The sequence below is a fragment of the Mesorhizobium sp. M3A.F.Ca.ET.175.01.1.1 genome (assembly GCF_004791945.1).
Lineage (GTDB): Bacteria > Pseudomonadota > Alphaproteobacteria > Rhizobiales > Rhizobiaceae > Mesorhizobium.
This window is the reverse complement of sequence record NZ_SRTP01000001.1, coordinates 348,877-365,328: the sequence shown is the minus strand read 5'-3', so window position 1 is coordinate 365,328 and position 16,452 is coordinate 348,877. Positions and strand designations below refer to the sequence as shown.

The 16,452-nt window shown below is 64.5% G+C and carries 14 protein-coding genes; 8 read left to right on the top strand and 6 right to left on the bottom strand.

Features of this window, described 5'->3' with window-relative positions:
* Positions 1 to 112: 112 nt before the first annotated feature.
* Positions 113 to 637, bottom strand: coding sequence for a preprotein translocase subunit SecG (secG, locus tag EN818_RS01815; RefSeq protein ID WP_095805881.1), 525 nt, complete (start codon positions 635 to 637; stop codon positions 113 to 115).
* 170 nt (positions 638 to 807) lie between these two features.
* On the bottom strand, positions 808 to 1,575 hold the full coding sequence (tpiA, locus tag EN818_RS01810) for a triose-phosphate isomerase (protein ID WP_095806143.1): 768 nt from the start codon (positions 1,573 to 1,575) through the stop codon (positions 808 to 810).
* A 143-nt stretch (positions 1,576 to 1,718) separates the two neighbouring features.
* On the opposite strand from tpiA, the gene EN818_RS01805 reads away from it, so the two are divergent.
* From EN818_RS01805 to lexA, 6 genes are all read left to right on the top strand, one after another.
* Positions 1,719 to 3,611, top strand: a complete 1,893-nt coding sequence (locus EN818_RS01805) for a peptidyl-prolyl cis-trans isomerase (protein WP_095805882.1) — start codon at positions 1,719 to 1,721, stop codon at positions 3,609 to 3,611.
* A complete protein-coding gene (gene trpD, locus EN818_RS01800; protein WP_095805883.1) occupies positions 3,608 to 4,618 on the top strand; it encodes an anthranilate phosphoribosyltransferase in 1,011 nt (336 codons plus the stop codon). The genes EN818_RS01805 and trpD overlap by 4 nt, the downstream gene beginning before the upstream one ends.
* A gap of 4 nt (positions 4,619 to 4,622) precedes the next feature.
* Positions 4,623 to 5,435, top strand: coding sequence for an indole-3-glycerol phosphate synthase TrpC (gene trpC / locus EN818_RS01795; protein ID WP_095805884.1), 813 nt, complete (start codon positions 4,623 to 4,625; stop codon positions 5,433 to 5,435).
* Position 5,436: 1 nt separating this feature from the next.
* Positions 5,437 to 5,916: a cyclic pyranopterin monophosphate synthase MoaC gene (gene moaC, locus EN818_RS01790; protein WP_095805885.1), complete on the top strand. Its 480-nt coding sequence runs from the start codon at positions 5,437 to 5,439 to the stop codon at positions 5,914 to 5,916.
* Complete coding sequence (gene glp / locus EN818_RS01785) at positions 5,917 to 7,122, top strand: gephyrin-like molybdotransferase Glp (protein ID WP_095805886.1); 1,206 nt, start codon at positions 5,917 to 5,919, stop codon at positions 7,120 to 7,122.
* A 117-nt stretch (positions 7,123 to 7,239) separates the two neighbouring features.
* On the top strand, positions 7,240 to 7,980 hold the full coding sequence (gene lexA / locus EN818_RS01780) for a transcriptional repressor LexA (RefSeq protein ID WP_095805887.1): 741 nt from the start codon (positions 7,240 to 7,242) through the stop codon (positions 7,978 to 7,980).
* Here the strand turns inward: lexA and EN818_RS01775 are convergent.
* Complete coding sequence (locus EN818_RS01775; protein WP_095805888.1) at positions 7,974 to 10,424, bottom strand: ComEC/Rec2 family competence protein; 2,451 nt, start codon at positions 10,422 to 10,424, stop codon at positions 7,974 to 7,976. The genes lexA and EN818_RS01775 overlap by 7 nt on opposite strands.
* A gap of 102 nt (positions 10,425 to 10,526) precedes the next feature.
* Between EN818_RS01775 and gltX the strand changes: the two genes are divergently transcribed.
* A complete protein-coding gene (gene gltX / locus EN818_RS01770) occupies positions 10,527 to 11,951 on the top strand; it encodes a glutamate--tRNA ligase (protein WP_095805889.1) in 1,425 nt (474 codons plus the stop codon).
* 180 nt (positions 11,952 to 12,131) lie between these two features.
* Positions 12,132 to 13,460 (top strand): citrate synthase, encoded by a 1,329-nt coding sequence (gltA, locus tag EN818_RS01765; RefSeq protein WP_095805890.1) that lies wholly within the window; start codon positions 12,132 to 12,134, stop codon positions 13,458 to 13,460.
* 97 nt (positions 13,461 to 13,557) lie between these two features.
* Here the strand turns inward: gltA and lpxB are convergent, their stop codons facing one another.
* From lpxB to lpxA, 3 genes are read right to left on the bottom strand one after another with little or no spacing between them, the layout of a single operon-like run.
* Complete coding sequence (gene lpxB, locus EN818_RS01760; protein ID WP_095805891.1) at positions 13,558 to 14,733, bottom strand: lipid-A-disaccharide synthase; 1,176 nt, start codon at positions 14,731 to 14,733, stop codon at positions 13,558 to 13,560.
* Entirely contained in the window at positions 14,723 to 15,631 is a 909-nt protein-coding gene (gene lpxI, locus EN818_RS01755; protein ID WP_245420348.1) for a UDP-2,3-diacylglucosamine diphosphatase LpxI, read from the bottom strand. Before lpxI ends, lpxB begins: the two co-directional genes overlap by 11 nt.
* Positions 15,612 to 16,448 (bottom strand): acyl-ACP--UDP-N-acetylglucosamine O-acyltransferase, encoded by an 837-nt coding sequence (lpxA, locus tag EN818_RS01750; protein ID WP_095806144.1) that lies wholly within the window; start codon positions 16,446 to 16,448, stop codon positions 15,612 to 15,614. The genes lpxI and lpxA overlap by 20 nt, the downstream gene beginning before the upstream one ends.
* Positions 16,449 to 16,452 lie beyond the last annotated feature (4 nt).

The following is a 16,452-nucleotide window of genomic DNA, read 5'->3' as shown; positions in this document are numbered from 1 at the left end:
GTGGCCTCTCAAGCTAAGGAAAGCGCGACGCTTGGTTGAATCTTCGTGATAGAGCGGCATTTGCCGCGACTGTGTTCAAACGACAACAGATCGCGGCAGCAATGCTTGCCGACTACTGGTTCGGAACCTGCGGGGTGACCGGCAACGTCACGCCGTTCGCGGCCGGCGGCGCGGCGGGATTCGCGGGGGCCGGCGTGGCGGGAGCAGGCGCCGGGGCGGTCGTGGCGGCGCCATTCGAAAGCGGAGTCGTAGTGGTCGCGCCACCAGACGGAGCTGCCGGCGGGGTGCCGCCGGCCGGCACTGCGGGCTGCGAGCTGCCCACCGGACCGTTTGCCCCCGGCAGCTGGTTGAGCACGCCCTTGCCGGCATTATCCGAGGTGGAGGCCGGAGCGCGGTCGAGGATGTCGATCGGCTTCTCGCCGTAGCGAGCCAGTATCGACAGCGCCAGCGAGGTGACGAAGAAGGCCGCCGCCAGGATCGCCGTGGCGCGGGTCAGCGCATTGGCGGCGCCCCGCGCCGTCATGAAACCGGAACCGCCGCCAATGCCCAGGCCGCCGCCCTCGGAGCGCTGCAGCAGCACCACGCCGACAAGGGCGAGCACGACCATGAGGTGGATGACGATCAGTACGGTTTCCATAATTTATCCTGGCGAGGCCTTGCGCGGCCGCGCATACGACCGGTGATTTGGAGGCGGCTCCTTACAATGCTTTGGTGGCATTTCCAAGCCCGTGGCCGGAATATGAGAAGCAATCCGGTCATTGCAAGGATTTCGGCGGAGCGCTTGGCTCCGCGGATGAGCGCCAGCGGCTATGAGAGATGCATATAGGCTTCGGCGATGGCGAGAAAGTCCGAGGCCTTGAGGCTGGCGCCGCCGACCAGGGCCCCGTCCACATTCTCGACGCCCAGCAGTTCCGCCGCGTTGGACGGCTTGACCGAGCCGCCATAGAGAATGCGCATCTTCGTCGCCGTGTCGCCGAGCAGTTCGGCGAGCTTCGCGCGAATATGCGCATGCGCCTCGGCGACGTCGGCGGCCGTCGGCGTCAGGCCGGTGCCGATCGCCCAGACCGGCTCATAGGCAACGACGGTGTTTGCAGCGGTGGCGCTCGGCGGCACCGACCCGGCCAGCTGACGCGACAAGACCTCGAGCGTGGAGCCGGCTTCGCGTTCGGCTCTCGTCTCGCCGATGCAGATGATCGCGGTCAGCCCTGCCCTCCATGCGGCGGATGCCTTGGCGTGGACGGTCGCGTCGTCCTCGCCGAATTGCTCGCGGCGCTCCGAATGACCGACGATGACGTGGCTGGCGCCGGCGTCCTTCAACATCTCGGCCGAAATCTCGCCCGTAAAGGCGCCGCTCTCCTTGGAATGGCAATCTTCGCCGCCGGCTCGGACCGGCGTGCGCGAAAGGATTTCGGCGGCTTGGTGAAGCAAGGTTGCCGGAACACAGACCAACGATTCCGTCTCCGCGTCGAGCCCGCTCATGAAACCGTTGCCGATCATCCGCAATTCGTTGAGCGAGGCGCTGGTGCCGTTCATTTTCCAGTTGCCGGCAACGAGCGGGCGGATTCCAGGGGTCATGGCGTCGGTTCTCCAGGCGATGAAAGGCAGCGCCCTCACTACCAAAATCAGGCCACAAAGCAATCGACAGTGGACCGTAAGGGCGCTATTGCGCTTGTTTCAGACTCGGCGCAGGCGAAAATGCGCATAAATCGGAAGTAGGCATGCTTAGTGTATTGAGAAACGCGGCGGGCACCTGGGTCGCGAAGGCGTTGCTGTCCCTGCTGGTCATCAGCTTTGCCGTCTGGGGCATTTCCGGACGCCTGTCGGGAACTTTGGCCGGCCACCATTCCGTGATCACCGCCGGCGGCACGACCGTCTCGATCAACGAGTACCGCCTCGCCTACGATCGCCAGATCAACATGCTGTCGCAGCAATATGGCCAGCGCATCACCCAGGAGCAGGCCAAGCTCCTCGGCATCGACAACCAGGTGCTGGCGCAACTGGTCTCGGGCGCCGTGCTTGACGAGCAGGCGCGCAAGCTCGGGCTTGGCCTTTCCAAGGACCGGCTGGCGGCGCTGACGCGTGAGGATCCGGCCTTCAGGGGCCCCAGCGGGGAATTCGACCGCAGGACTTTCGAGTACCTGCTTCATCAGGTGGGCATGCGCCCGGAGGACTACCTCAAGAACCGCTCGCAGGTCGCCGTGCGCCAGCAGATCGTCGAGGCGATTTCTGACGGGCTCAAGGCGCCGCAGACCTTCCTGAAGGCGGTTGCTCTCTATCGCGGCGAAGACCGCACGATCGACTATCTCGTGCTGCCGAAGACGCTGGTGCAGCCGATCCAGGCGCCGTCCGACAGCGCGTTGAAGGCCTATTTCGAAGCCAACAAGAAGAACTATGCGGCGCCGGAATACCGCAAGTTCTCCTATGCCCGCCTGGAGCCGCAGGACATCATGGACCCCACGGCGGTGACCGACCAGCAGGTCGCTGACGACTACAACAAGAACAAGGCTCGCTATACGACGCCCGAAATGCGCACCATCGAACAGCTGGTGTTCAAGACGCCGGATGCGGCGAAAGCGGCATATGATTCGCTGAAGGCCGGCGCCACCTTCGACAAGATCGTCACCGCCGAAGGCAAGACCCCGGCCGACACATTGCTCGGCACGCTGGCCAAGGACAAGATCGCTGACAAGGCTGTCGCCGACGCCGCTTTCTCGCTCAACGTCAATGAGGTCAGCCCGGTGGTTCAGGGCGCCTTCGGCCCGGTGCTGCTGCGCGTCACCGAGGTCAAGCCGCAGGTGATCAAGCCGCTTTCCGAAGTGTCCGAACAGATCCGCAAGGATCTGGCGCTGGGCGAGGCAAGCCGCATCCTGCTCGACGTGCATGACAGCTACGAGGACACCCGCGCCTCGGGTGCCACGCTCGCCCAGGCCGCAGAAAAGCTGAAGCTCAAGGTCGTCACCGTCGACGCCATCGACCGCACCGGGCAGCGGCCCGACGGCACGATCGTCAACGATCTCCCGGAATCGGCCGAACTTATCAAGTCGGTCTTTGCGGCCGAGCCGAACACCGAGAACGAGGGCCTGACCACCGCCGACAACGGCTTCGTGTTCTACGAGGTGCAGTCGATCACTCCGGCGCGCGACCGCACGCTGGACGAGGTCCGCCAGAAGGTGGCGGCGGACTGGACCGCCGCCGAGACCGACAAGCGTCTCGACGCCAGGGCGCAGGAGTTGGAGAAGCGCCTCAAGGCCGGAACGACGCTCGACGTCATCGCCGGCGAGCTGAAGCTCGAGAAGCAAACCAAGCGGGGCTTGAAGCGGGATGCCGACGATGCCGATTTCGGCAAGGAAGGTGCCGCCGCGATGTTCGGCGTCGGCGAAGGCGGTACCGGTCTGATCCCATCGCCAACCGGCGATGGTCAGATCTTGTTCAAGGTCGCCGAAGTCTTCGAGCCGGCGGGCGCGGATGGCAGTTCGGTCCCGGAAGACGCGCAGAAATCCTTCGCCGCCGGCATGTCCGACGACCTGCTCGACCAACTGGTCGCGCAACTGCAGTCGCAATATGACGTTCGCATCGACCCGGCCGCCGTTTCCCAAGCACAGACACGATGAGCGCTCTGAAGACACACATAGCCAAGGTCGCCTCCGGCAGCGCGCTTTCCTTCGAGGAGGCGCGCGAGGCTTTCGACATCATCATGTCGGGCGATGCGACGCCGGGGCAGATCGGCGGATTCTTGATGGCATTGCGCGTGCGCGGCGAGACGGTAAGCGAGATCTCCGGCGCGGTCGCCACCATGCGCGCCAAGATGCTGCGCGTCGAAGCCCCGCAGGGCGCGATCGACATCGTCGGCACCGGCGGCGACAATTCGCACAGCGTCAACATCTCGACCGGCTCCGCCTTCGTCATCGCGGCGGCAGGGGTTCCGGTCGCCAAGCACGGCAATCGCGGCCTCTCTTCGTTGACCGGCGCAGCCGATGTGCTGATGGCGCTTGGCGTCAAGATCGATATTTCGCCGGAGACGATCGGCCGCTGCATCCAGGAGGCGGGCGTCGGCTTCATGTTCGCGCCCGCGCACCATCCGGCGATGAAGCATGTCGGGCCGACGCGGGTCGAGCTCGGCACGCGCACCATCTTCAACCTGCTCGGGCCGCTGTCGAACCCGGCCGGCGTCAGCCGCCAGATGGTGGGCGTCTTCCTGCCGGAATGGATCGTGCCGGTGGCCGAGACACTGAAGGCGCTTGGCGCCGAGCATGCCTGGGTGGTCCATGGCGACGGCTATGACGAGATCACCACCACCGGCGAGACGCAGGTGGCCGAGCTTGCCGGCAGTGAAATCCGCACTTTCACCCTCACCCCCGAAGCAATGGGCCTGAAGCGGCACGCGAAGGAAGAGCTGCGCGGCGGCGATGCGGCCTACAACGCCAAGGCGCTGCGCGATATGCTGGGTGGCGCGGCCGGCGCCTATCGCGACACCGTGCTGATGAATGCCGGCGCCGGCCTAGTGGTGGCGGGCAAGGCGACGACGCTCGCCGACGGCATTGCGGCCGCCGCACAAGCCATCGACAGCGGCCGGGCCCTTGCGGTGCTCGACAAGCTCGTCGAGATTTCGAACGGTTAGAACCTTGTCCGACATTCTGCGCAAGATCGAGGCATACAAGCGCGAGGAGATCGCAGCGGCGAAGCTGGCCGTGCCGCTTGCCGAGATCCAGGCCAGGGCGAACGGCGCCGAACCGCCGCGCGGCTTCCTTGCGGCGCTCGAGGCGAGGCGGAAGGCCGGTGGCTTCGCGCTGATTGCCGAGATCAAGAAGGCCAGTCCCTCGAAGGGTCTGATCCGGGCCGACTTCGACCCGCCCGCACTCGCCAGGGCCTATCAGCAAGGCGGAGCGGCCTGCCTCTCGGTGCTCACCGACGGTCCGTCCTTCCAGGGCGCGCCAGGATTTCTGACCGCCGCACGGGCGGCCGTCGCGCTACCTGCCCTGCGCAAGGATTTCCTGTTCGATCCCTATCAGGTCTACGAGGCGCGCGCCTTGGGCGCCGACGCGATCCTGATCATCATGGCAAGCGTCGATGATGCGCTGGCCCGCGAACTGGAAGCGACGGCTTTCGGACTTGGCATGGATGCCCTGGTCGAGGTGCATGACGAAAAAGAAATGGAGCGTGCGCTCGCGCTTAAGTCCCGGCTGATCGGCATCAACAATCGCAACCTAAGGACGTTCGAGACCAGCCTCGAGGTATCCGAGCGGCTTGCAGCCATGGTGCCGGCCGAGCGGCTGCTGGTCAGCGAAAGCGGCATCTTCACCCATCAGGACTGCCGTCGGATGGAAGAGAGCGGCATCGGCACTTTCCTCGTCGGCGAGAGCCTCATGCGGCAGGATGACGTGGCGGCGGCAACGCAGCTGTTGCTCACCGGCAAGGCGCCTGCCGAGGCTGTTTGAGATGGCCGCCCTCACCCATCTGAGCGCCAAGGGCGAAGCCAACATGGTCGATGTCGGCGACAAGGCCGAGACGACACGCACGGCAATCGCCGAAGGCTTCGTCTTCATGCGGCCCGAAACCCTGGACATGATCCTGGCCGGCGACGCAAAGAAGGGCGATGTGCTGGGCACGGCCCGCATCGCCGGCATCATGGCGGCCAAGAAGACGCATGAGCTTGTGCCGCTCTGCCATCCGCTCCTTCTGACCAAGGTTGCCGTCGACATCGAGCCAGACCGTTCGCTTCCAGGCCTGAAGGTCACAGCGCTTGCCCGAGTCACCGGCAAGACAGGTGTGGAGATGGAAGCGCTGACCGCGGCATCGGTCGCCTGCCTCACTATCTACGACATGGCCAAGGCGGCCGACCGCGCCATGGTGATTTCCGGCATACGGCTGGTCGAGAAGACTGGCGGCAAGTCGGGCGACTACAAGGCAGGTGCCTAAATGGCGTTGGTGCCAGTCGCGGAGGCGCTCGAACGCCTGCTGGAAGGCGCCGCGCCACTGCCGGGTGAAAGCGTTCCGCTCGCCGATGCGGCAGGCCGTGTGCTGGCCGAGCCGGTGCTGGCGCTGCGCACCCAACCGCCCTTCGATGCTTCCGCAATGGACGGCTATGCCGCACGCTCCGCGGATGTGGCGTCGGTGCCGGCGCGTCTCTCCGTGATCGGCATGGCATCCGCCGGGCGCGGCTTCGCGGGGTCAGTCGGCCAGGGCGAGGCCGTCCGGATCTTTACGGGCGCACCAGTCCCCGAAGGCGCCGACACGATTGTCATCCAGGAGAACGTGCGCGACATCGGTGGCGGCAGCATCGAGGTGACCGAACCGACCAAAGCGGGCCGCAATATCCGCCTCCGCGGACTGGACTTCGGCCAGGGCGACATGCTGCTCGAGAAAGGTCGCCTGCTCGATCCGGCAGCACTTTCACTCGCGGCATCTGCCAATCATGCAAATGTCAATGTCGTCCGGCGGCCGCTGGTCGCGATCATCGCCACCGGCGACGAATTGCAGCCGCCCGGCAGCGAACTTGGACCCGACCAGATCATCTCGTCCAACGCCTATGGTGTCGCCGCCGTGGCGCAATCGGTTGGAGCACGCGCGCTCGACCTCGGCATCGCCGCGGACCGGCACGAAGCGATCGCAGCTCTGGTCAGGAAGGCCGTAGCGGCCGGCGCCGATGTCATCGTGACGCTCGGCGGCGCCTCGGTCGGCGACCACGATCTGATCCATGGCGTGCTGACCGGCGAAGGCATGCAGCTCGATTTCTGGAAAATCGCCATGCGGCCCGGCAAGCCATTGATGTTCGGCCGCCTCGGCAATACCCGCTGCATCGGCCTGCCTGGGAATCCGGTCGCAAGCCTTGTCTGCTCGCAGCTGTTCGTGAAGCCGCTTCTGGCGCGCCTCGCAGGCCGCAGCTTCAGCCAGGACGTTCGCAGGGCTCGGCTGGGCGCCGCATTGCGGGCCAACGATGTCAGGCAGGACTATGTGCGTGCCGTTGTGCGCGACGATCGCGGAGCGTTGGTTGCGACTCCGTTCGGCATCCAGGATTCCTCGATGCTGAGAATGCTGGCCGATGCCAACGGCTTGATCGTGCGCGAACCTTTTGCGCCGGCAGCTGAAGCCGGCGCCGAATGCAGCGTGCTGATGCTACGCTGAACAAAACGTCAACACATTCATTAAACTTTAAACGGTTGCGGAACACAACTGGAACAGATAGTGTTTGTTCTGGGTTTGTTTTTCCGATTCTGGTTCCAGAACCCGTTGGGGGCCGCCATGCTGACGCGTAAACAACATGAACTGCTGATGTTCATCCATGAACGGCTCAAGGAAAGCGGCATTCCGCCGTCTTTCGACGAGATGAAGGAGGCGCTCGACCTTGCCTCGAAGTCGGGCATCCATCGGCTGATCACGGCGCTGGAAGAGCGCGGCTTCATACGCCGGCTGCCGAACCGGGCGCGCGCGCTCGAAGTGCTGCGGCTGCCCGATTCGATCGCGCCCGGCCTCAACGCCGCCAAGAAGTTTTCGCCGAGCGTCATCCAGGGAAGCCTCGGACAAGGCAATCTCGGCCGGCAGATCAAGCCGGCGGCGCCCTCGCGCACACCCGCACCCAGCAATGACGATGACGCTGTTTCGGCGGTGTCCATTCCGGTGATGGGCCGTATCGCCGCCGGTGTGCCGATCGACGCCATCCAGCACCAGACGCATTCGATCACAGTGCCGCCGGACATGATCGCCGGCGGCGAGCACTATGCCTTGGAAGTCAAAGGCGACTCGATGATCGAGGCCGGCATCTTCGACGGCGATACGGTCATCATCCGCAACGCCAATACGGCGAGCCCCGGTGAGATCGTTGTGGCGCTGGTCGATGATGAGGAAGCGACGTTGAAGCGCTTCCGCCGCAAGGGCGCTTCGATTGCGCTGGAAGCCGCCAATCCGGCCTATGAGACCCGCATCTTCGGGCCGGACCGGGTCAAGGTTCAGGGCAGGCTCGTCGGGCTGATCCGCCGTTACTGAGCGGTTTGTGGCTTGGCGTCGGGCTTTTCGGGCCGCTTGTAAGGCGGCAGCCCCCTTGCCTCGCGCGAGTATTTTCGCTGCTCATGCCAGGGCCGATAGGGCCTGTGGACGGCATACTGAATCTCGGCTCGCGCGGTTGCCGATTGCGGGTCGAAGAAGACGGCAGCGCTTCCGTCGCGTGCCAATTGCCGCTTGGTCACGACGAGGATTCGGGGATCCCGGCAAGGATTGTAGGCCGTGGCGTCATTGATGACGATGAGATCGGCGAAGCCGCAGGCCGGCTTGGCGCTGTCGCGATTCTCTGCGAGCGCGACGATCGCACCGGAAGGATGCCGGCCGATGCAGAGGTCGCCGGTGCAATAGAAGGGCGAACCCGGCGGCAGGTCGACAGGATCGGCGATGTCCGTCGTCCCGTTTGCGAATGTCTCGGGCGGCACGATCGTTTCGGCCAGCAGCGCCCGTTTCCAGTTGTCGGTTATGAACTCGTTCGAGCTTGCTCGATTGATGGCGAGTTCGCCGCCGCCGATCGGCATCGCAACCAGATGCGCATCCTCGGAGATGAGCACATCCGGGGTACGGACATGCGGAATGGCCAACAAGGCCGCAATCGCGAAGGGAACGGCGCCGAGCCTGAGCCAGGTGGTCGCCATGGTCGCGATGACCAGCGCGACCGTCGCCAGCAGCACAGACTGTATCGAGATCAACCCCACTGCATCCACTGGTGAACGTTCGGAAAACCATCCCGAGATGGCGACCATCGCCGTCAGGCCTTTGCCCATCACATAGAGGAAAGGCCCGTCGAAGCCGAACGGCATCATCAGCACGCTGAAGACCGCGAACGGCATGACAACCAGCGAGACGATCGGCATCACTGCCAGATTGGCCAGCAGGCTGAGCGGCGATACGCGCTGGAAATGCCAGATGGCAAACAGCGCCGTTGCGCTTCCGGCGATGATTGATGTCATCGCGCCGCCGCCCACGCCAACCGCCAGCTTCCGGGACAGGTATCCGAGAAACGAGCGCTTTGCCGGTGGCGCTCTCACTTTGTCGGCGCGGTAGTCAGCCCAACCGGCATAGGCGCCGACAAGGGCGGCGGTCGCGGCGAACGACATCTGAAAACTTGGGCCGACCACTTCATGCGGCGAAACCACGATCACCGCGATTGCCGAAATCGCCAGGTTGCGCATGGTCAGCGCCGCCCGGTCGAAGACAACGGCAACCAGCATCACCGCCAGCATGATGAAGCTTCGTTCGGCGGCCACAACGATGCCGGAAATGACCAGATAGGCTGCAATCGACAGCAGCGCGATCGCCGCAGCATATTTCTTGACCGGCCGGCGGGAAGAGAAATCGGGAAGCAGCGCGAAGGCGCCGCGCAGCAAAAGCATGATCGTGCCGGCGACCAGCGCCATGTGCAGTCCCGAAATCGAGATGATGTGGTAGATGCCGGTCCTTCGCATCGCCTCGTTGATGTCTTCTGGAATGCCGGCGCGAACGCCAACGATCAGCGCCGCCGCGATCTCGCCTTCGGGACCGCCGACGGTGCTTCTGATGTGATCGGCAATGGTCTCGCGCGCGTTTTCTATTGCGGACGCGGTGCGTGCGCCGAACGGTGCCTCCGTTGCCGTCACAACCTTCGGATCGCCCAGGAAAAACCCGCTGGCGCCGATACCAGAAAAATAGCTGTCGAAGGAAAAGTCGTAGCTGTCGGGGCGAACGGGGCCTGTTGGCGATAATAGGCGTGCATAACCCGTCACCAGCGATCCAGCCGTCAAGCCTGGCGGGATCCGCCGTGCCGAAAGTCGGACGCGGTCGGGTGCATAGCGCAGCTTCGGGTGCGCGGTTGAGACCAGGTCGATGGTCAGCCTTACGCGGCCATTGGCCATCGGCTCCGCGATGACGACGCGACCTGTCAGCCTTGTCTGGATTTCGCCGCCGAGCATCGGCGTTGCCGCTCGCAAAGTCTCGACCTTCGCAGCGACAAAGCCGACCGCGCAAAACAGCGCGGCCATGAAGAGCAGATGCGTCTTCGGCCAGGAGCGCGAAACCGCGGCGCAGGCGGCCATAAGCGCGACTGTCGCCAGCGGCCTGTAGAGATCTGGTTCCGTAGACAGCGAGAAGTAGAGGATCACGCCGGCGGCAAGGAAAACCGGCACGAGCAGGAAGCCAATGCCGCGATCCAGCTCCTTCGTGCCTGCGGCAGCGACGCTTTGGCCGAACGCGGACAATGAGGCACGGCGGAACTGCCGGCGGACGCGATCGATGGTGGCCGGCGGAGGGCGGTCGACCGTGCCGTCGGGAGAAACAATCTGCGCAGGCTGGCGCGGCTCCAGGAGCAAGACCGGTCCTGCTTCAATCGGCGCAGTGCCGGCAAACAGCAGGCGTTCGCTGACGCCAGCTGCCGTCCCACCGCCATCCTCCGCACCCCGGCCACGTCCAGCCATCGGGCCTGCCCCTTGCGCCCCAGACCTCCTATGCTACATGAACGCCGTCCGCGCGAAAGCCCGCCGCAATCACGCCTGCTTCAGTGCTTCTTCGAGAGTCCCATGTCCGACAAGGTCGTCACCCGCTTTGCCCCCTCGCCCACAGGCTACCTGCACATCGGCGGGGCGCGCACCGCGCTGTTCAACTGGCTCTACGCCAAGCACACGGGCGGCACGATGCTGCTGCGCATCGAAGACACCGATCGTGAGCGCTCCACCGAGGCCGCGACCGCTGCAATCCTTGATGGATTGACCTGGCTCGGTCTTTCATGGGACGGCGAGGCGGTTTCGCAGTTCGAGCGCGCGCCGCGCCACCGCGAGGTGGCCGAGGAGCTCGTGCGCCTGGGCAAGGCCTATTACAGCTACGAAACCCCGGCAGAACTCGAGGCGATGCGTGAGGCGGCGCGCGCCAAGGGCCTGCCGCCGCGCTACAACGGACAGTGGCGCGACCGCGACCCGTCCGAGGCGCCCGCCGGCGTCAGGGGCGCGATCCGCATCAAGGCGCCGACCGAGGGGGAAACCGTGGTTCACGACCGCGTGCAGGGCGAGGTGCGCTTTCCGAACAAGGATCTCGACGACTTCATCATCCTGCGTTCGGACGGCAATCCGACCTATATGCATGCCGTCGTCGTCGACGATCACGATATGGGCGTCACCCACATCATCCGTGGCGACGATCATTTGACCAACGCTGCGCGCCAGACCGTGATCTACAACGCCATGGGCTGGGCCGTGCCGTCGATGTCGCACATCCCGCTGATCCATGGCGCCGACGGCGCCAAGTTGTCGAAACGCCACGGCGCGCTCGGCGTCGAAGCCTATCGCGCCATGGGCTATTTGCCTGAAGCGCTGCTCAACTATCTGGCCAGGCTCGGCTGGAGCCATGGGGACGATGAGGTGATGTCGATCAAGGACATGGTCTCATGGTTCGACATCGGCGATGTCAACAAGGGCGCGGCCCGGTTCGACTTCGCCAAGCTCGAGGCGCTGAACGGCGTTCATATCCGCAGGATGGACGATCAGGCTCTCCTGGACATCTTCGTCGCCACCCTGCCCTATCTCGAAGGCGGTCCGGCGCTTGCCGCGCGGCTCGACGATAAGCGCAAGGCACAGTTGCTCGCCGCCATGCCTGGTCTGAAGGAGCGGGCAAAAACCCTGGTGGAACTGGTGGACGGCGCCGCCTTCCTGTTCGCGGAGCGGCCGCTGACGCTGGATGACAAGGCTGCCGGCTTGCTCGGCAGCGATGCCCGCGCCATCCTGCGCAGCGCGCACGCCGCGCTGACCGCGCTGTCGGGCGATTGGTCCGCCGCGGCCGCGGAAGCTGCCGTCCGTGACGTTGCGCAGGCAGGCGGCCACAAGCTCGGCGCCGTGGCCCAGCCGCTGAGAGCAGCCTTGACCGGCCGCAGCACATCGCCGGGGGTGTTCGACGTGCTTGCCGTTCTCGGCCGCGAGGAGAGCCTGGCGCGGATTGGAGATCAAATCGATTAGCTGTGAACTGGCCCAAAAAGATTGGCATTGAAAGGATTGTTTCGCAGTGCAACATTAGGCCTTGGCCCAATCTGGCACGCACCTCCTAAAATGCGGTGGGTAGTTCGCGCATTCCGGTGATTTCGACGTGTCGTTTGCAGGAATTGCCTTGCCGGCATGAGAAACATAAAGGAGTTTGCAATGAGCGAAGCTGCGACGAAACTGGAACCGGCCGGCGAACCGCGCGAATCCACCGCAAGGCTGGAACTCGCGGGCAAGACGCATGAGCTCAAGGTGCGAAGCGGTTCGGTTGGGCCTGACGTCATCGATATAGGCTCGCTCTACAGCACCACCGGCGCCTTCACCTACGATCCTGGCTTCACCTCGACGGCAAGCTGCGAGTCGGCGATCACCTTCATCGACGGCGACGCCGGAATCCTGCTGCACCGCGGCTATCCGATCGACCAGCTTGCCGAACATGGCGACTTTCTCGAGGTCTGCTACCTCCTGCTCTACGGCGAACTACCGACCAAGGCGCAGAAGGACGACTTCGACTACCGCGTGACGCGCCACACCATGGTGCATGAGCAGATGTCGCGCTTCTTCACCGGTTTCCGCCGCGACGCCCACCCGATGGCGGTCATGTGCGGCGTGGTCGGCGCGCTGTCGGCCTTCTATCACGACTCGACCGACATCTCGGATCCGTACCAGCGCATGGTCGCCTCGATGCGGCTGATCGCCAAGATGCCGACGATCGCGGCGATGGCCTATAAATACCACATCGGCCAGCCCTTCATTTATCCGAAGAACGATCTCAGCTTCGCGGCAAACTTCCTGCACATGTGCTTCGCCGTGCCCTGCGAGGAATACAAGATCAATCCGGTGCTGGCGCGCGCCATGGAGCGCATCTTCATCCTGCACGCCGACCACGAGCAGAACGCCTCGACCTCGACCGTGCGCCTCGCCGGCTCTTCGGGCGCCAATCCGTTCGCCTGTATCGCCGCCGGCATCGCTTGCCTGTGGGGTCCGGCGCATGGCGGCGCCAACGAAGCGGCCCTCAACATGCTGAGCGAGATCGGCCATGTCGACCACATCCCGGAATTCATCGCCCGCGCCAAGGACAAGAACGACCCGTTCCGCCTGATGGGCTTCGGCCACCGCGTCTACAAGAACTACGACCCGCGCGCCAAGATCATGCAGAAGACCGCGCATGAGGTGCTTGGCGAGCTCGGCATCAAGGACGATCCGATGCTCGACATCGCGATGGAACTGGAAAAGATCGCGCTGACCGACGCCTATTTCATCGAGAAGAAGCTTTATCCGAATGTCGATTTCTATTCCGGCATCACGCTGAAGGCGCTGGGCTTCCCCACCACGATGTTTACCGTGCTGTTCGCAGTCGCCCGCACCGTCGGCTGGATCGCGCAGTGGAAGGAAATGATCGAGGATCCGCACCAGAAGATCGGCCGCCCGCGCCAGCTCTACACCGGCGCCACGGAGCGAGACTACGTGCCGATCGCGAAGCGGTGAACGATGAATGGTGAATGGTGAATGTGAATGGTGAAATAGTATAGCGAGGGACACCTTCTCACTCACTATTCACTATTCACTATTCACTCTTCACTATTCACCACTTCCTCTTGATGCATTCCAGCACCACCTCGGCGGCGAGTTCTCCGGAGGGCTTCTCGGTCGCCATTCGCCTGGCGATCTCTGCGAAGCCGGCCTTCTGCCACGCCCGCATGCCGCTATCGGCGAACAGCGCTTCCAGCTGACGTGCCAGATTCTCGGGCCTGACAAACTGATTGTAGAATTCGGGAACCAGGACTCGATCGGAGATCAGATTGGGCAGCAGCGCTGACCAGGTCGTGATCAGATGCGGCAGCAATTGCCTCGCTATCGGATCGACCTTGTAGGTAGAGATCATTGGGACGCTGCAGAGCGCAAGTTCCAGCGAAACGGTTCCCGAGGCGATCAGGGCAGCATCGGCCTTGCCGAAAGCCTGCCATTTGCGCTCCGCATCGGTGATGATCTCGGGCTTCTCGTCCCAGGTCGCGATCGACGCCCTGACCAGTTCGGCGACATGCGGCACCGTCGGCAGCAATAGGCGCAATCGGTGGCCGCGCTGGTGCAGGACCGAGATTGTCTTGCCGAATGGCTCGAGCAGCCGGCGCACCTCACCGCGGCGCGACCCCGGCAGCACGAGCAGCGTCTTCACGCGGTCGGCGGAAAGGTCGCGCGGCGCCGCTTGCGCCTTGGCAGCACCAAGCACACCCTGATCCCGTGTCAGGCGGTGACCAACATATGTGCCGGGCGGGCCGCCGAGGGCAGCGAGCGCCTTGACCTCGAAAGGCAGGATGCAGAGGATGTGGTCGACATAGGGCTTCATCGCCACCGCCCTGCCCGGCCGCCAAGCCCACACGCTTGGGCAGACATAGTGGACGATCGGTATGGCCGGATTGGCGGCACGAACCTTCTTCGCGACGCGCAGCGAAAAATCCGGGCTGTCTATGGTGATCAGGCAGTCCGGCCGCTCGGCGGCGATTGTCGCGGCCGTCTGGCTGATGCGCCGCATCAGGCGCGGCAGGTCGCGCAACACCGCGCTGAAACCCATCAGCGCGATATCGCTGCCGTTGAAGAGCGGCGCGAGCCCCAGTTCCTGGAGATGGCGGCCGCCGATGCCGAGGAGTTGGATTTTGCGGCCCGTCGCCCGTTCGAGCGCCCGCACGATGTCGGCGCCCAGCAGGTCGCCGGATTCCTCCCCGGCCACGATCGCGATCCTGAGTGCCTTCTCACCGGCCATCGGCCGGCTCCGTCGCGGGCAGGCCGACGATGAACAGACCCAGCGCGTTGGCACGCGCCAGCGTCGCCGGGCCTTCGAGGATAAGCGAGCGACCGGCTTCGACAGCTATGCCGGCCAGGCCCGCGGCATGCGCCGCCTCGACCGTCTGCGGGCCGATCGAAGGCAGGTCGGCGCGCAGTTCCTGGCCGGGCTTGGCGCATTTGACCAGCACGCCGCGCGTCTTTCCGGCGAGCCTGCCGTGTCCCCGCAACTCCCGTGTTCTTTCGAGCAGGCCGTTGGTGCCCTCAATGCCTTCCAGCGCGATGGCCCGCCCGCCGATCGCAATCGCAGCCTGGCCGACATCCAGCGCGCCTATGGCCTTGGCCGCCGCGCGGCCCGCCTCGATGTCGCGCCAATCGGATTGCCTTGGTCCGGCCGTGGTGAGTGTGCCCTGGCTGGCAGCAAGCTCAGGAACAATCTCATGGGCACCGACAACCGTGATGCCGCGCCTTTCGAGCCAGCGTGTGAGAACTTTCAACAGCCCGTCGTCGCCACGCGAGAGTCCCATGATCACGGTGGGGATCATCGCCAGCAGACCCGGGGTGGGACGCAGTCTGGTCAGCCGTGGCCTGCGCCTGATCTCGCCGGCAAGAACCAGATGGCTGATGCCTTGACGTCTCAGCACGGGGAGCAGCGAACCGATGTCTTCCAGCGCGAGGGTCGCCTGTTCGTAGACGGCGAAGTCCGCCTCGCGATCCACCTCGCCTTCGGCGAGGATGACGAAAGGCGAATGTCCCTGGCTGGCCAGACCTTCCGCCACTTCAACCGGCAGGCTGCCGCCACCGGCGATGATGCCGACCCTGGAACCCGGCGCGAGTGCAGGCCCTTGTCCAGCGGGCTCAGCCCTCGTCATCGCCATCGTCATCGTCGCCGCCACCCTTGAGCGGCGGGACGGCATAGTGCCGCTTGCCACGACTGGTGATGAAGTCGATCATCTTCATCGCCGTCGGCGACGAGCCGAACTCCGCCTTGGCAAATTCGACATTCTCTCCGACGGTGCGGGAATGGTCGAAGATCATCCTGTAAGCCTTGCGCAGCAAATAGATTTCGGCACGCGGCAAACCTGAGCGCTTCAGGCCGACGATGTTGAGCCCGCGCAGCTTGGCGCGATTGCCGACGGCGATCGCAAAGGGAATGACGTCGCCGACTACGGCCGAGCAGCCGCCGATGAAAGCGTTGTTGCCGATGCGGACAAACTGATGAACGGCAGTGAGGCCGCCGATATAGACGTTGTCGCCGATCTCGCAATGTCCGCCGAGCGTCGCCCCGTTGGCGAAGGTGGCGTTCCTGCCGACGACGCAATCATGGGCGATGTGGGCATAAGCGAGGAAGTTGCCATTGTCGCCGACCGTCGTCTCGCCGCGGCTGGAATCCGTGCCGAGATGCATCGTGACGCCTTCGCGGATGGTGCAATTCTCGCCCACGACCAGTGTGGTGCGCCCGCCCTTGTGCTTGGTATTCTGCGGCGGCGCTCCGAGCGTCGCCATCGGATAGACCTTCGTCGCCGCGCCAATGGTCGTCGCGCCCATCACTGAGATGTGGCTGACCAGTTCGACCCGGTCCCCGATCACGGCGTCGGCGCTGACGTGACAGAAGGGCCCGATACGCACGCCCTCGCCAAGTTGGGCGCCCTCTTCGACGATCGACGAAGGATGGATTGATGTCTGGAGTTTCATAAGC

Excerpts from the sequence above, each read along its gene's own strand:
- EN818_RS01775 (WP_095805888.1), bottom strand. The coding sequence starts at position 10,424 with ATGGCTGGACGTGGCCGGGGTGCGGAGGATGGCGGTGGGACGGCAGCT.
- lpxB (WP_095805891.1), bottom strand. The coding sequence starts at position 14,733 with ATGGCCGGTGAGAAGGCACTCAGGATCGCGATCGTGGCCGGGGAGGAA.
- tpiA (WP_095806143.1), bottom strand. The coding sequence starts at position 1,575 with ATGACCCCTGGAATCCGCCCGCTCGTTGCCGGCAACTGGAAAATGAAC.
- gltX (WP_095805889.1), top strand. The coding sequence starts at position 10,527 with ATGTCCGACAAGGTCGTCACCCGCTTTGCCCCCTCGCCCACAGGCTAC.
- secG (WP_095805881.1), bottom strand. The coding sequence starts at position 637 with ATGGAAACCGTACTGATCGTCATCCACCTCATGGTCGTGCTCGCCCTT.
- moaC (WP_095805885.1), top strand. The coding sequence starts at position 5,437 with ATGGCCGCCCTCACCCATCTGAGCGCCAAGGGCGAAGCCAACATGGTC.
- EN818_RS01805 (WP_095805882.1), top strand. The coding sequence starts at position 1,719 with ATGCTTAGTGTATTGAGAAACGCGGCGGGCACCTGGGTCGCGAAGGCG.
- lexA (WP_095805887.1), top strand. The coding sequence starts at position 7,240 with ATGCTGACGCGTAAACAACATGAACTGCTGATGTTCATCCATGAACGG.
- lpxA (WP_095806144.1), bottom strand. The coding sequence starts at position 16,448 with ATGAAACTCCAGACATCAATCCATCCTTCGTCGATCGTCGAAGAGGGC.
- lpxI (WP_245420348.1), bottom strand. The coding sequence starts at position 15,631 with ATGGCGATGACGAGGGCTGAGCCCGCTGGACAAGGGCCTGCACTCGCG.
- trpD (WP_095805883.1), top strand. The coding sequence starts at position 3,608 with ATGAGCGCTCTGAAGACACACATAGCCAAGGTCGCCTCCGGCAGCGCG.
- glp (WP_095805886.1), top strand. The coding sequence starts at position 5,917 with ATGGCGTTGGTGCCAGTCGCGGAGGCGCTCGAACGCCTGCTGGAAGGC.
- gltA (WP_095805890.1), top strand. The coding sequence starts at position 12,132 with ATGAGCGAAGCTGCGACGAAACTGGAACCGGCCGGCGAACCGCGCGAA.